We start from the raw sequence: 13,103 nt of genomic DNA on the forward strand, positions 1-13,103 counted from the left end.
GGAGAAACTGCAAGGCCGGGAATGAGTATTTTTACCAGGAAAGAACAGGCTACACGATGATCCTCATGTAACCCCTGCTCTTTCTTGGCACCAAATACTCACAAGCACGGGCTCCCTGACAGCCCTTCCGCCCGGCTCAGCGCAGGATCGGCGGCTTGTCGGGGTCCGACCCCGGCGCCGGGCGCGCCGTTGTGTCGGGCGTCTCGAGCTCGGGCAGATCGAACCGTAGCGCCACCCGCTCCAGCCGCGCAATCACCGGATCGTCCGGCGCGAAGAACCCCACATCCACGCGCAGATCCCGCCCCGAGAAAAGCACCGCCTCGGAAATCGTGCGCGCGAGGGCAGGCTGCGCCGCCTCGGGCGCGCCGGTGATCGCCAGCAGGTGCCCCGTGCTGTCATCGCCCCATGTCACCGCCGCCAGCCACGCCGCCTGTGCCAGTCCCGCCGCCCTCGCCAGCCGCGCATCCATCGCCGCCACCAACTCCGGCGACAGCTCCGGCGGATGCAGGCTGTGCGGCACCGCGCGACTTTCGACAGGTGCGGGCGACAGCGTGTCGGCCAGCCAGTCCAGTTCCTCGGCCCCGAGCAGAACCGCACCGGACCCGGCTTCGGGGTTCAGCGCAAGGCCCAGGCCCGCGCCGGCCAGCATCCCGGCCAGGGCCCGCCCCGAAAGCGCGGCGAAGGGCGCCGCGGCACCAGTGAAACCGGCGAGCCGCTCTTCGCTGTCAAAAGCCAGGACGAATTGCGCGCCATCGGCCTCGATCAATTCCGGTTCGATCCGGTCGCCCTCGGCCTCGCCCGCCAAGAGCAACATCACCTCGCTGTCGGCCAGCGCGGCAAAGAACGCCAATCGCGCCGCCTCGTCGCCGGGCGTGGCCTGCATCGCGTCCAGCGCCTGTTCGAGCCTCGTTTGCGTCACAGCTCCAGGACCTTTGCTATCTCCTTGCGCAGCACCGGCAAAAGCTCCTCTTCGAACCACGGGTTTTTCTTCAACCACCCGGTATTGCGCCAGGACGGGTGCGGCAAGGGGAAAACCCGCGGCACATGTTCGCGCCAGCCCCGCACCACCTCCGTCACCCCTTTCCGCGTGCCAAGGTGCCAGCGTTGCGCATGGCCGCCCACCAGCAGCGTAAGGCGTATCCCGGGCAGCGCCTCCATGACCCGCGCATGCCATGTCCGCGCGCAGATCGCGGGCGGCGGCAGATCGCTGCCGCGCGCATCATACCCCGGAAAGCAGAACGCCATCGGCACGATCGCGATGCGGTTCCTGTCATAGAAGATGTCCCGCCCGATCCCCATCCACTCGCGCAGCCGTTCGCCCGACGGGTCATCGAAGGGCCGGCCCGTTTCGTGCACCCGCATCCCCGGCGCCTGCCCGGCGATGAGCAGGTGCGCCCCGGGCGCGAACCACGCCACCGGGCGTGGCGTATGGGCCGTTTCGGTCGCGGCGAACGCCTCGGCGCACACCCGGCAAGCCCTTATTTCAGAAGCCAGATTTTCCATTGGCAGAACCTATCCCAAAGATCGGTCAGGTCAAACATTTCGAATTTCGTGAAATAATCGTGGACACGGCGCGGACCATTCTATATTTCTAGAATCATGAAACATTCGGACACCACAGATCTTGACCTTGTCCAGGCCGCCACGACCTTCGCGGCGCTGGGCAGTGAACAGCGGCTCGGCGTGCTGCGCACCCTCGTGCGCGCCGGGCCGGAGGGGCTGACCATCGGCACGCTGGGCGAACGCTCCGGCGTGACCGGCTCGACCCTGACCCACCACATGAAGACGCTGGCGCAGGCGGGGCTTGTCACGCAAACGCGACAGGGGCGACAGATCATCTGCGCCGCCGTCGCCTATGACGAGCTGCGCGCGCTGACCGATTTCCTGACCCGACAATGTTGCGTCGATGCGCCCGACGAGGGCGCGCAGCCCCCCTCTTACACCGATCCCGAGGATACCTGAACCATGGCCGACACTTCCCTCATTCCGCAACGCCTCTCCCGCCTCCGGCCCGACTGGGCCTGGATTGCGCTCGGCCTGATCCTTCTGGCGGTTGCCGTGTTCGAACGGGCGCAATTCCTGCCCACGCTGGACTTTGCCACCGGTGCGCTTGCCCGCACCGCACCCTATATCCTCTTTGCCGTGCTTGCCATCGGCTGGCTCAAGGCGACCGGGGCCGAAAGCCTTCTGGCCAACGCCTTCGAGGGGCGCGAGGTGCGGATGATTTTGCTGGCGGCGCTCTTTGGCGGGCTTTCGCCGTTCTGCTCCTGCCAGGTCATCCCCTTCATCGCCGCCCTTCTGGCCGTCGGCGCGCCGCTCTCGGCGGTCATGGCCTTCTGGCTGGCCTCGCCGCTGATGGACCCGGCGATGTTCTCGATCACCGCCGGCACGCTGGGATTCGACTTCGCCCTCGCCAAGACCGGCTCTGCGGTGGCACTCGGCCTTCTGGGCGGGTTCGGCACGATGCTGTTCAAAACCTCGGCCATCTTCGCCAACCCGCTGCGCGAGAAGCCCGCGGTCGGAAGCTGCTGCGGCACGAAGAAGCCCTTTTCCGGCAAACCCGTCTGGCAGTTCTGGAAAGAGGCCGATCGCCGCGTGACCTTCCGCGACAACGCGCTGCAAAATGCCGTCTTCCTGCTCAAGTGGCTGTCGCTCGCCTATGTTCTGGAAGCATTGATGATCCGTCACGTGCCCGCCGAGATGATCGCAGGTGTTCTGGGCGGCGACGGGATCCAGCCGATCCTGCTCGGGGCCTTCGTCGGTGCACCGGCCTATCTCAATGGCTATGCCGCGGTGCCGCTGGTCGATGCGCTCCTGCAGCAGGGCATGGCCCCCGGCGCGGCGATGAGTTTCGTGATCGCCGGCGGCGTCAGCAGCCTGCCCGCCGCCATCGCGGTCTGGGCCCTGGTCAAGCCGCGCGTCTTCGCCGCCTACATGGGCTTTGCGGTGACCGGCGCGATGCTGGCCGGGCTGGGCTGGGCCGCGCTGGCCTGAGACCGGCCCACAACCCGATGCTCCGACCGGACCGGCCCGCGACAGGGCCGGTCCGTGCCCGTGTAAAATCGTCTGGGCGGCAAGCATTTGGCTTAATTCTGCCCAAAAGTTTAGTATAAATGCTCCCAATCGACGCGGCCGGTGAAAGGCAACTTAAACAGTGTCTTCACGGAACCCGGTTAACAGGGGCAGGCCCGCGCACAGCCGGAGCAGGATATGATCGAGTTCGAAAACGTCAGCAAGTCCTTCTGGACCGGCTCGCAAAGGAAGGTGATCCTCCATCAGGTATCCTTCCGGGTCGAACTCGGCAGGTCGCTCGGCATTCTCGCCCCCAACGGCACCGGCAAGACGACTTTGATCAACATGATGGCGGGGCTAGAGAAACCCGACGAGGGCACGATACGCCGCACGTCGCGCATCTCGTTCCCGCTGGGCTTCATGGGCGGGGTCGTGTCCAAGGTCTCGGCAGTCGAGAACAGCCGCTATATCGCCCGCCTCTACGGGCTCGACCCCGACTATGTCGAGGCGTTCTGCCGCTGGCTGTGCAACCTTGGCGAATATTTCGATCAGCCACTGGGCACCTACTCCTCGGGGATGCGGGCGCGGTTTTCGTTCGCGCTGATGCTCGCGCTTGATTTCGACATCTATCTCATAGACGAGGGCATGCCCGGATCCACGGATGTCGAGTTCAACAAGAAAGCGGGCGACATCCTGCGCGAAAGGTTGCAGAATACCACCACAGTGATCGTCTCGCACCAGCCCGAGACCCTTGAAAAATTCGTGCGCAATGCGGCCGTTCTCATGAATGGCAAACTTCATATGTTCGATACCTTGGAAGAAGCGAAGCAGCTCTATGACTACGAAACCCAGAGCTAGAAAATTCCGCATCCGTCGCACCCCCACGGGCACGGCCACGTCGGCGCAGCAGACGGCCTACAGGTCGGCTGCGCCTCGGCGTGACGGCGATGATGCGACCGCCGCGAAGGCGGACGACACCGCGCAAGCTCCGGTGACGCCGCAATCACTGGTGCGCCAGCCCGCGCCCGAGCAGCAGGACGGTCCACCGCAACAGGACGCTCCAACGCAACAGGACGCCAAGGGCGGCGAAGTCGCGTCTGCCCGCGAAACGCGTGCCGAAACCGATATCGAGGCGATCCGCAAGGAGGGTCTGACCGGGCGGCAATTGCGCATGGCCCGCCGTGTGGCCCAGAAGCACGGGCTGGCCCCGATTTCCGATTTCGACGCGGTGCGACAGCTGCGCCTGCGCGGTATCGACCCGTTCCAGCGCTCGACCATGCTCGAACTGGTGGTGCCGCGTGACGGAGGCAGCGGCGAAACCGATGCCGCGAACGCGGGGAACCTGCCCGCCGGGGTCAAGTCAAACCTGCCCCAGACGGTCCGGCCCGGCAATAGCAACCTGCCCTCGACCGACACCACGACACCGGCCGAGCGTCGCGCGGCCGAGATCATGGACATACAGCGGGACATCACGCGGCGCCGCCGCAGGCGGCTGGTGCTGTTGCTCACGCGACTCACGGCCTTCGTGTTCCTGCCGACCATCCTCGCCGGCTGGTACTATTTCGCGATGGCCACGCCGATGTATTCCACCAAGGCCGAATTCCTCATTCTTCAGGCCGACGGCGCGGGCGGCGGCAGCGGTGTCGGCGGCTTCCTGCCGACGCAATACGCCACCAGCCAGGACAGCATCGCAGTGCAATCCTACCTGCAATCCAAGGACGCGATGCAACGCCTCGATGAAGAGATGGGCTACAAGGAGCATTTCTCGCAGGACTGGATCGATCCGATCCAGCGGCTTTCACCCGATGCCAACAACGAACAGGCTTACAAGCTTTACGAGAAGAACATCAAGATCGGCTATGACCCGACCGAGGGCGTTGTCCGGATGGAGGTGATCGCCGCCGATCCGCAGACCGCGAACGATTTTGCTTCGCATCTCATCACCTATGCCGAAGAACGGGTGGACGAGTTGTCGCGTCAAAAGCGCGAGGACGCGATGCGCTCGGCCAGCGAAAGCCTCGAAGAGGCCAAGATCGAGCGCCGCGAGGCACAAGAGAGGCTGGTGCAGCTTCAGGAAACGCAAGGCGTCGATCCCAGCGAGCAGCTTGCCGTGCTGCGCCAGCAGATCGGACAATACGAGATGCAGTTGCAGGAAAAGCAGCTCCAGCTTCAGGCGCTGCTCGACAACCCGCGCCCCAACCAGGCCAAGGTCGATGGTACGCAGGGCGACATCCGGCGGCTGGAAAACCTGCTCGCGCGGCTCAATTCCGACATGTCCGAGGCGCAGGCCGGCTCCGAATCGCTCGCCGCCCGCGCTGCACAGATCGAAATGGCCAAGGCCGATCTGGCCACCGCCGACGTGTTCCTGCAATCGGCCCTCCAGAACGAGAAGGATAGCGCGCTCGAAGCCAACCGTCAGGTGCGCTATCTCACCGTCCCGGTGCGCCCCATCGCCGCCGATGCGCCCGCCTATCCGCGTGCCTTCGAGAACACGCTGCTGGCCTTCCTGATCTTCGGCGGAATCTATCTCATGGTGTCGCTCACGTCATCCATCCTGCGCGAACAGGTCTCCTCCTGACATGAAACACGTCTCCCTCGGCCCGCTCACGCTGGGCAACGATCAGCCGCTCACCGTGATCGCCGGCCCCTGCCAGTTCGAAAGCACCGCTCACGCCGTGATGATCGCCGGGCGCATGAAGGAAATCTGTGCCGATGCGGGTGCGGGTTTCATCTTCAAGGGCAGTTTCGACAAGGCCAACCGCACCGCGCTTTCGGGCCAGCGCGGGCTGGGCCTCGACGCAGGGCTCGCGCTGATTGCGGAGGTGAAACAGGCGCTCGACGTTCCCGTGCTCACCGATGTGCACCTGCCCGATCAATGCGCCCCCGTTGCCGAGATCGCCGACGTGCTGCAAATCCCCGCATTTCTCTGCCGCCAGACCGACCTTCTGCTCGCCGCCGGGCGCACCGGCGCGGTGATCAACGTGAAAAAGGGCCAGTTTCTCGCCCCCTGGGACATGCCAAACGTGATTTCCAAAATCGAATCCACCGGCAACACGCGGCTCATGCTGACCGAGCGCGGCACCTCCTTTGGTTACAACACCCTCGTCGCAGACATGCGCGCCCTGCCCCAGATGGCGCGCACGGGCTATCCGGTGGTGATGGACGCCACCCATTCCGTGCAACAGCCCGGCGGGCTGGGCGGTGCCTCGAGCGGACAGCGCGAATTCGCCCCCGTCATGGCCCGCGCCGCCGTCAGCCTCGGCATTGCCGCGGTCTTCATCGAAACCCATCAGGATCCTGACAATGCCCCCTCTGACGGGCCCAACATGATCCCGCTTGACGCCATGGGAGGGCTCGTGCACTCCCTAATGGCATTCGACAGGCTGGCCAAGGCCGACCCGATCACGATCTGAACCGACGAGATTTTTTGACCATGACCAAACCCTTGAGCAAGGTAACCCCCAACACGTGGGAATTCCTGCGCGACCCGATGATCGCGCCCACCGGCTTTCGCGAATATGACGCGCGCTGGAAATACCCCGACGAGATCAATCTGCCCGGCATGACCGCGCTCGGCCTCGGCCTCGGCACCCAGATGCGCCGCCGCGGGATCGACCCCGTGATCGCCGTCGGCAACGATTACCGCGACTATTCCCTGTCCATCAAGCAGGCGCTCATCCTCGGCCTCATGCAGGCCGGCATCCGGGTCAAGGACATCGGCCCGGCGCTCAGCCCAATGGCCTATTTCGCGCAGTTTCACCTCGACGCCCCTGCCGTCGCCATGGTCACCGCAAGCCACAACCCCAACGGCTGGACCGGCGTCAAGATGGGGTTCGAACGCCCCCTCACCCACGGCCCCGACGAGATGGCCGAGCTGCGCGACATCGTCCTGAATGGCGAAGGTCAGCCCGCCCCCGGCGGCGCATATGAATTCGTCGATGGCGTGAAAGAGGCCTATCTCGACGATCTCGTCGGCGATTTCCGCATGACGCGCAACCTGCGCGTCGTCTGCGCCACCGGCAACGGCACCGCCAGCGCCTTCGCGCCCGAACTCTTCGAACGCCTCGGCGTCGAGGTGATCCCCTCGCACAACCGGCTCGATTACACATTCCCCCATTACAACCCCAACCCGGAAGCCATGGAAATGCTCCACGACATGGCCGCGTCGGTGCGCGAAACCGGCGCCGATTTCGCCCTGGGCTTCGACGGCGACGGCGACCGCTGCGGCGTGGTCGATGACGAGGGCGAAGAGATATTCGCCGACAAGGTGGGCGTCATCATGGCGCGCGACCTCTCCAGGCTCCATCGAGGCGCGACCTTCGTGGCCGATGTGAAATCCACCGGGCTCTTCGCCTCCGATCCCGAATTGCAGAAGAACGGTGCCAAGGCCGATTACTGGAAAACCGGCCATTCCCACATGAAGCGCCGGGTCAAGGAAATCGGCGCGCTGGCGGGTTTTGAGAAATCCGGCCACTACTTCCTCGCCGCGCCGATCGGGCGCGGCTACGATTGCGGCCTGCGCGTCGCGGTCGAGATCTGCAAGCTGATGGACCGCAATCCCGACAAATCCATGTCCGACCTGCGCCGCGCCCTGCCGCGCACATGGGCCACCCCCACCATGTCGCCATATGCAGCGGATAGCGAGAAATACGACATCCTCGCGCGCATCGTGGAAAAACTGGTCGCCAGGCACGAAGCAGGCGAAAAACTCGCGGGCCGCCCCATCGCGCAGGTCGTGACCGTCAACGGCGCCCGCGTCATCCTCGACAACGGCTCATGGGGCCTCGTGCGGGCCTCCTCGAACACCCCCAATCTCGTCGTGGTCTGCGAAAGCTCCGAAAGCGAAGAGGAAATGCGCGCCATCTTTCACGACATCGACACGGTGATCCGCACCGAACCGGGCGTCGGCGCCTACGATCAGACGATCTGAGACATCAATCATCGCGCCTGACGAACCGGCACAATGAGTATTTTTTCCAAGAAAGAGACCAGGAGGCTGGCTGAATCCGCCCCCTCCTGCTCTTTCTTGGCCCAAATACTCAATCACAAGCTGCCATCTTGCGGGCCGCCTCGCGTGCGCGTCCCAGTTACTCGGCCGCGATCAGCCCCCGCCCCTTGAGCAATGCCTCCACCCCGGGCAAGCGCCCGCGGAAACGCTGATACAGCTCACCCGCATCGACCGATCCGCCCTTCGACAGGATATGCGCCTCAAGTGCCCGCGCGAGGGCGGGATCGAACGCATCGCCCGCCTCTTCGAAGGCGGCAAAGGCATCAGCATCCATCACCTCGGACCACATGTAGGAATAATAACCGCTCGAATAGCCGTCGCCCGAAAACACATGCGCAAATTGCGGGCTGGCATGGCGCATCACGATCGCATCCGGCATCCCCAGCCGGTCGAGCACCTCGGCCTGCCGCGCCATCACGTCGCCCGGCGCCGCGCCGTCGTGAAACTCCAGGTCGACCATGGCCGAGGCGACATATTCCACCGTCTGGAACCCCTGGTCGAAATTCGCCGCCGCCAGCACCTTGTCCAGAAGGGCCTGTGGCATCGCCTCGCCGGTCTCCACATGCCGCGCGAATTCGCGCAGCACTTGCGGCACCTCAAGCCAGTGTTCATAAAGCTGCGAGGGCAATTCAACGAAATCGCGCGCCACTGACGTGCCCGACACGCTCTCATAGGTCACGTCCGACAGCATCTGGTGCAGCGCGTGGCCGAACTCGTGAAACAGCGTACGCGCATCGTCATAGGACAAAAGCGCCGGTTCGCCCTTGGAAAAATTGCACACGTTGATCACAACCGGCGCCTGCTCGCGCGGGAATTTCGCCTGCCCGCGCATCGCCGAGCACCACGCCCCCGAACGTTTCGAGCCACGCGCGAAATAATCGCCGATGAACACCGCCACATGGCGCCCCTCGCGCGTCACCTCCCAGGCCCGGCAATCGGGATGGTAAAGCGGCACGTCAAGCGGCTTGAACTCCAGCCCGAAAAGCCGGTTCGCACAGGCAAAGGCCGCCGCGATCATCGCGTCGAGCGAGAGATAGGGCTTCACCTCCGCCTCGTCGAAATCGTGTTCCGCCCGGCGTCGCCTTTCCGCGTAATAGCGCCAGTCCCACGGCTCAAGCCGCCCGTTGACGCCATCGGCATGCATCATATCTTCAAGCACCGCCGCATCCGCCTCGGCGCGCGCCTTCGCCGGTTCCCAGACCGCCATTAACAGGCCGCGCACCGCCTCCGGCGTCTTGGCCATCTCGGTCTCGAGCTTATATTGCGCGAAATTGCCATAACCCAAAAGCTTCGCCCGCTCTTCGCGCAGCGCCAATATCTCGGCGGCAATCGCGCAGTTGTCCGTCTCGCCTCCGTTCGCACCCCGCGCGGCCCAGGCCCGGAACGCCCGCTCGCGCAGATCGCGGCGCGGCGAGAATTGCAGGAACGGCACGATCAGCGACCGCGACAGCGTGATCACAGGCCCGTCCTTTCCCTTTTCGCGCCCGGCCGCCCGCGCGGCCTCCACCACGAAACCGGGAAGCCCATCAAGGTCGCTTTCGCAGAGCTCCATCACCCAATCGCGCTCATCCGCCAGGAGGTTCTGGGTGAATGCCGTGCCAAGTTCGGCCAGCCGCGCCTTGATCTCGGTCATCCGCACGTCGGCCTCACCCTCAAGCGCCGCACCCGCGCGCAGGAAATTCCGTCGGGTCAGCATCAAAACCCGCGCCTGTTCCTCGTCGAGGTTCAACCCCTCGCGCGTCTCCCAGACCGCCTCGATCCGGGCATAAAGCGCCTTGTTGGCCGTCACGGCCGCGAAATGCCGCGCCAGCCGAGGCGAGAAATCACGCTGCAATTGCTGTCGCTTGTCGTTGCTGTCCGCCCCTGCCACGGTGAAGAACACCGACAACACCTTGTCGAGGCGTTCGCCCGCCGCCTCGAGCGCCCCGATCACGCTGTCGAAATCCGCCGGACCGGTCTGCGCGGCGATCGCCGCGATCTCGGCCTCGTGCTCGGCCAGTGCCGCCTCCAGGGCCGGGGCAAAATCCTCGTCCGAAATGGCGTCGAACGGGGCGATCCCGAACGGCGTGTCCCAATCGGTCAAAAGCGGGTTGGTCATCGCGGCCTCCTGTCATGTCCGGGCTCAGACATAGACCCTCCCGCGGGCGCTCACAATGCCATGCCGCGCGCCCCGTTAACCCCCGATCGTTACATATGAAACCGGTTTGGGCGGCAGCCGGGTGGCAGCCGCGCGGCAGCCGGATGTCACCCCCCGATATCGGCCCTGCCAGGTGGCGTTAACCTTTCGCGCCGCGACCGGCGCAAACCGGGCAATCCGCGCGCGGTTTCAGGCGCATCTTGCGGCTCTCGCCATGAAGCCCGTCAAAGATCATCATCTGGCCGCGCAAGGTTTCGCCCGCCCCTGTGACCAGCTTCACCGCCTCCAGCGCCATCATCGACCCGACCACCCCCGGCAGGGGCGAAACCACTCCCGCCTCGGCACAGGACGGCGCCAGTTCGGGCGCCGGGGCCTCGGGGAAAATGCATTGATAACAAGGGCCTCCGCGCGCCGGATCGAAGATCGAGACCTGTCCTTCCCATTGCGCGATCGCCCCCGAGATGAGCGGCTTTTCCTGCTCCACACAGACCCGGTTGGCAAGATAGCGGGTCTCGAAATTGTCTGTCCCGTCGATCACAAGGTCATATTCCGCGATCAATGCCCCGGCGATCTCCCCGGTCAGCCGCCTCTGATAGGGTCGCACCTCGACATAGGGGTTGAGCGCCTCCATCGCCTGCATCGCCGATTGCACCTTGGGCATCCCCGTCCGCCCATCCGTATGAACCACCTGCCGCTGCAGGTTCGACGCCTCCACAACGTCATCGTCGATCACCCCGATCCGTCCCACCCCGGCGGCCGCGAGATAGAGCAGAACCGGCGATCCAAGCCCCCCGGCCCCAATCACCAAAACCTTGGATTTCTTGAGCTTTTTCTGCCCCGGCCCGCCCAGTTCACGCAGCACGACATGGCGCGCATAGCGGTTCAATTCACCCGGCGCGAACGGTCCCTGTGCCTCTGTCCGGGTCTCGTCAACCGGCATGGCCCGCCGTTTCAACCATCCCAGCCCCTGCATGTAGAGCCCGACCAGACCCACGGCGCCACCAAGGATAAGCCACCCCTCCGACCCGCCCCCGGTCGCCATCCGCAGCGGATGCGTCGCGGGAAAAATCAGTTGCACGACCAGGACCGCGATATAGATCACGCCGATCAGCGACCAGATTACCCCGCCCGGGAGGCGCAGCGCACGCCCCAGGCCCCAGACCACCGCCATGATGCCCAGCACCGCCAGCATCAGCCGCGCCCCGTCGAGCCGAAACCGCCACCGCCGCGCGCCGTCTCGCTCAACGACTCCGCCAGTACGAAGCCCGCCTGCACCACCGGGGCCACAACCATCTGCGCGATCCGCTCGCCATGCACCACATCGAACGCCGCGTCGCCCGCATTCATCACGATCACGCACAGTTGCCCGCGGTAATCGCTGTCGATCGTGCCCGGGCTGTTGGGCAAGGTTATTCCGTGCTTGAGCGCAAGCCCCGAACGCGGCCGCACCTGCACCTCGTAACCATTTGGAATCTCGATCCGAAATCCGGTCGGAATCAACGCCCTCTGCCCCGGTTCCAGGATCACGGCACCCCGCTCCGGCAGGTTCGCGCGCAAATCCGCCCCCGCTGCCCCGGCGCTCTCATAGCGCGGCAACGGCACGTCGCGATCCGCCCCTTCGACCCAACTCAGCCTGACCTGAACCACGCCCCACCTTTCATCTTGCCCAAAATACTCCCGCCGGAGGCATCAATCCTCGCCTTCCAGCGCCTCGGCGATCCGCACCGCCAGCCGCCTCGCGACCTCGTCCTTGCCCATTCGCGGCCAGTCCTCGACGCCGTCCTCCGTGACCAGGTGAACGGCATTCTCGGCCCCGCCCATGATCCCGGTTTCCGGGCGCACATCGTTGGCCACGATCCAGTCGCAGCCCTTGCGCAGCCGCTTGGCCCGTGCGTTGGCGATCACGTCGTCGGTCTCGGCGGCGAACCCCACCACCAGCCCCGGACGCCCCTTTTCCATCCGGCTCACCGTGGCGAGGATATCCGGGTTCTCCGCAAACTCCAGCACGGGTGGTTTCCCGTTGTCCTTCTTGAGCTTCGAGCCGCTCGCCGTCTTGACCCGCCAATCGGCCACGGCCGCCGCGAACACCCCCGCATCGACCGGAAGCGCATCCTGCACCGCGCCCAGCATCTCCTGCGCGCTTTCCACCTCGACAACCTCGCATCCCAGCGGGCGCGCCGCATCGGCCGGGCCGGTGACGAACACCACCTCGGCACCCAACGCCACCAACGCCTCGGCAATCGCCGTTCCCTGCGCCCCCGAGGAACGGTTGGCAAGATAGCGGACCGGATCGATCGGCTCATGCGTGGGCCCCGAGGTCACGAGGATTCGCCGGCTCCGCAACGGCCCGTCCCCCACCGCCTGCTCGATCGCCGTGACAATCTCCATCGGTTCCGACATCCGCCCCGGCCCGAACTCGCCACAAGCCATGTCACCCGCGTTGGGGCCGACAAACCGCACGCCATCGCCCTGCAAGAGCGCGATATTGCGCTGGCTGGCGGGGTGCTCGTACATTCTCACATTCATCGCCGGGGCCACCAGGACCGGCGTGTCCGTCGCCATCAACAGCGTCGAGGCCAGGTCATCCGCGTGCCCCCCCGCCATCCGGGCGAGCAAATCCGCCGTCGCAGGGGCCACGACCACGAGGTCGGCCACACGGGAAAGCTGGATATGGCCCATCTCGGCCTCGGCGGTCAGGTCGAAAAGATCGGAATGCACCGTCTCGCCCGCCAGCGCCGCCACCGAAAGCGGGGTTACAAATTCGCCCGCTGCGCGGGTCATCACCGGCGTCACCGCCGCGCCGCGCTCGCGCAGCTTGCGGATCAGGTCGAGGCATTTATAGGCCGCGATCCCGCCGCCGATTATCAGAAGAATGCGTTTGCCGCCCAGCATCGCGACCTCCCCGGTGCTCATGCACCACTGTTAAGGTGGAAGAGGCACGAAAAC

The 13,103-nt window shown here is 65.3% G+C and carries 12 protein-coding genes; 6 read left to right on the forward strand and 6 right to left on the reverse strand.

Translation table 11 applies throughout. The features are described from left to right. Window positions 1–136 precede the first annotated feature (136 nt). Entirely contained in the window at window positions 137–919 is a 783-nt protein-coding gene (locus ACESL9_RS06165; protein WP_372613124.1) for an SseB family protein, read from the reverse strand. Further along, window positions 916–1,503 carry a uracil-DNA glycosylase family protein gene (locus ACESL9_RS06170; protein WP_372613126.1) on the reverse strand — a complete coding sequence of 196 codons (588 nt, stop codon included), beginning with the start codon at window positions 1,501–1,503 and terminating at the stop codon, window positions 916–918. The genes ACESL9_RS06165 and ACESL9_RS06170 overlap by 4 nt, the downstream gene beginning before the upstream one ends. A 96-nt stretch (window positions 1,504–1,599) precedes the next feature. Here ACESL9_RS06170 and ACESL9_RS06175 point away from each other — a divergent pair, with 96 nt between their 5' ends. From ACESL9_RS06175 to ACESL9_RS06200, 6 genes are all read left to right on the forward strand, one after another. Continuing rightward, window positions 1,600–1,962: an ArsR/SmtB family transcription factor gene (locus ACESL9_RS06175; RefSeq protein ID WP_372613128.1), complete on the forward strand. Its 363-nt coding sequence runs from the start codon at window positions 1,600–1,602 to the stop codon at window positions 1,960–1,962. Window positions 1,963–1,965: 3 nt separating this feature from the next. Next, window positions 1,966–2,994 carry a permease gene (locus ACESL9_RS06180; RefSeq protein WP_372613130.1) on the forward strand — a complete coding sequence of 343 codons (1,029 nt, stop codon included), beginning with the start codon at window positions 1,966–1,968 and terminating at the stop codon, window positions 2,992–2,994. 216 nt (window positions 2,995–3,210) lie between these two features. Then, on the forward strand, window positions 3,211–3,870 hold the full coding sequence (locus ACESL9_RS06185; protein ID WP_372613132.1) for an ABC transporter ATP-binding protein: 660 nt from the start codon (window positions 3,211–3,213) through the stop codon (window positions 3,868–3,870). Next, entirely contained in the window at window positions 3,848–5,590 is a 1,743-nt protein-coding gene (locus ACESL9_RS06190) for a capsule biosynthesis protein (protein WP_372613134.1), read from the forward strand. The genes ACESL9_RS06185 and ACESL9_RS06190 overlap by 23 nt, the downstream gene beginning before the upstream one ends. Before the next feature lies 1 nt (window position 5,591). Continuing rightward, window positions 5,592–6,425, forward strand: coding sequence for a 3-deoxy-8-phosphooctulonate synthase (gene kdsA / locus ACESL9_RS06195; protein ID WP_372674610.1), 834 nt, complete (start codon window positions 5,592–5,594; stop codon window positions 6,423–6,425). 20 nt (window positions 6,426–6,445) lie between these two features. After that, the gene (locus ACESL9_RS06200) at window positions 6,446–7,942 is read left to right on the forward strand and encodes a phosphomannomutase/phosphoglucomutase (protein WP_372613138.1); all 1,497 of its coding nucleotides are present in this window, start codon (window positions 6,446–6,448) and stop codon (window positions 7,940–7,942) included. 157 nt (window positions 7,943–8,099) lie between these two features. Here ACESL9_RS06200 and ACESL9_RS06205 read toward each other — a convergent pair whose 3' ends face one another. The 4 genes from ACESL9_RS06205 to coaBC form a co-directional block, all read right to left on the reverse strand. After that, on the reverse strand, window positions 8,100–10,118 hold the full coding sequence (locus ACESL9_RS06205; RefSeq protein ID WP_372613140.1) for a M3 family metallopeptidase: 2,019 nt from the start codon (window positions 10,116–10,118) through the stop codon (window positions 8,100–8,102). Between the two features lie 178 nt (window positions 10,119–10,296). Next, window positions 10,297–11,349, reverse strand: coding sequence for a HesA/MoeB/ThiF family protein (locus tag ACESL9_RS06210; protein ID WP_372674611.1), 1,053 nt, complete (start codon window positions 11,347–11,349; stop codon window positions 10,297–10,299). Continuing rightward, the gene (gene dut, locus ACESL9_RS06215; protein ID WP_372613144.1) at window positions 11,349–11,804 is read right to left on the reverse strand and encodes a dUTP diphosphatase; all 456 of its coding nucleotides are present in this window, start codon (window positions 11,802–11,804) and stop codon (window positions 11,349–11,351) included. Before dut ends, ACESL9_RS06210 begins: the two co-directional genes overlap by 1 nt. 42 nt (window positions 11,805–11,846) lie before the next feature. Beyond that, a complete protein-coding gene (gene coaBC, locus ACESL9_RS06220; RefSeq protein ID WP_372613214.1) occupies window positions 11,847–13,049 on the reverse strand; it encodes a bifunctional phosphopantothenoylcysteine decarboxylase/phosphopantothenate--cysteine ligase CoaBC in 1,203 nt (400 codons plus the stop codon). Window positions 13,050–13,103: the final 54 nt, after the last annotated feature.

This window comes from Aquicoccus sp. (assembly GCF_041686535.1).
Classification (GTDB): domain Bacteria; phylum Pseudomonadota; class Alphaproteobacteria; order Rhodobacterales; family Rhodobacteraceae; genus Aquicoccus.

What these genes read in the sequence shown, in the direction of transcription:
- ACESL9_RS06170 (WP_372613126.1), bottom strand. Translation starts at nt 1,503, where the DNA reads ATGGAAAATCTGGCTTCTGAAATAAGGGCTTGCCGGGTGTGCGCCGAG.
- ACESL9_RS06175 (WP_372613128.1), top strand. Translation starts at nt 1,600, where the DNA reads ATGAAACATTCGGACACCACAGATCTTGACCTTGTCCAGGCCGCCACG.
- ACESL9_RS06180 (WP_372613130.1), top strand. Translation starts at nt 1,966, where the DNA reads ATGGCCGACACTTCCCTCATTCCGCAACGCCTCTCCCGCCTCCGGCCC.
- ACESL9_RS06185 (WP_372613132.1), top strand. Translation starts at nt 3,211, where the DNA reads ATGATCGAGTTCGAAAACGTCAGCAAGTCCTTCTGGACCGGCTCGCAA.
- ACESL9_RS06190 (WP_372613134.1), top strand. Translation starts at nt 3,848, where the DNA reads ATGACTACGAAACCCAGAGCTAGAAAATTCCGCATCCGTCGCACCCCC.
- kdsA (WP_372674610.1), top strand. Translation starts at nt 5,592, where the DNA reads ATGAAACACGTCTCCCTCGGCCCGCTCACGCTGGGCAACGATCAGCCG.
- ACESL9_RS06200 (WP_372613138.1), top strand. Translation starts at nt 6,446, where the DNA reads ATGACCAAACCCTTGAGCAAGGTAACCCCCAACACGTGGGAATTCCTG.
- ACESL9_RS06205 (WP_372613140.1), bottom strand. Translation starts at nt 10,118, where the DNA reads ATGACCAACCCGCTTTTGACCGATTGGGACACGCCGTTCGGGATCGCC.
- ACESL9_RS06210 (WP_372674611.1), bottom strand. Translation starts at nt 11,349, where the DNA reads ATGCTGGCGGTGCTGGGCATCATGGCGGTGGTCTGGGGCCTGGGGCGT.
- coaBC (WP_372613214.1), bottom strand. Translation starts at nt 13,049, where the DNA reads ATGCTGGGCGGCAAACGCATTCTTCTGATAATCGGCGGCGGGATCGCG.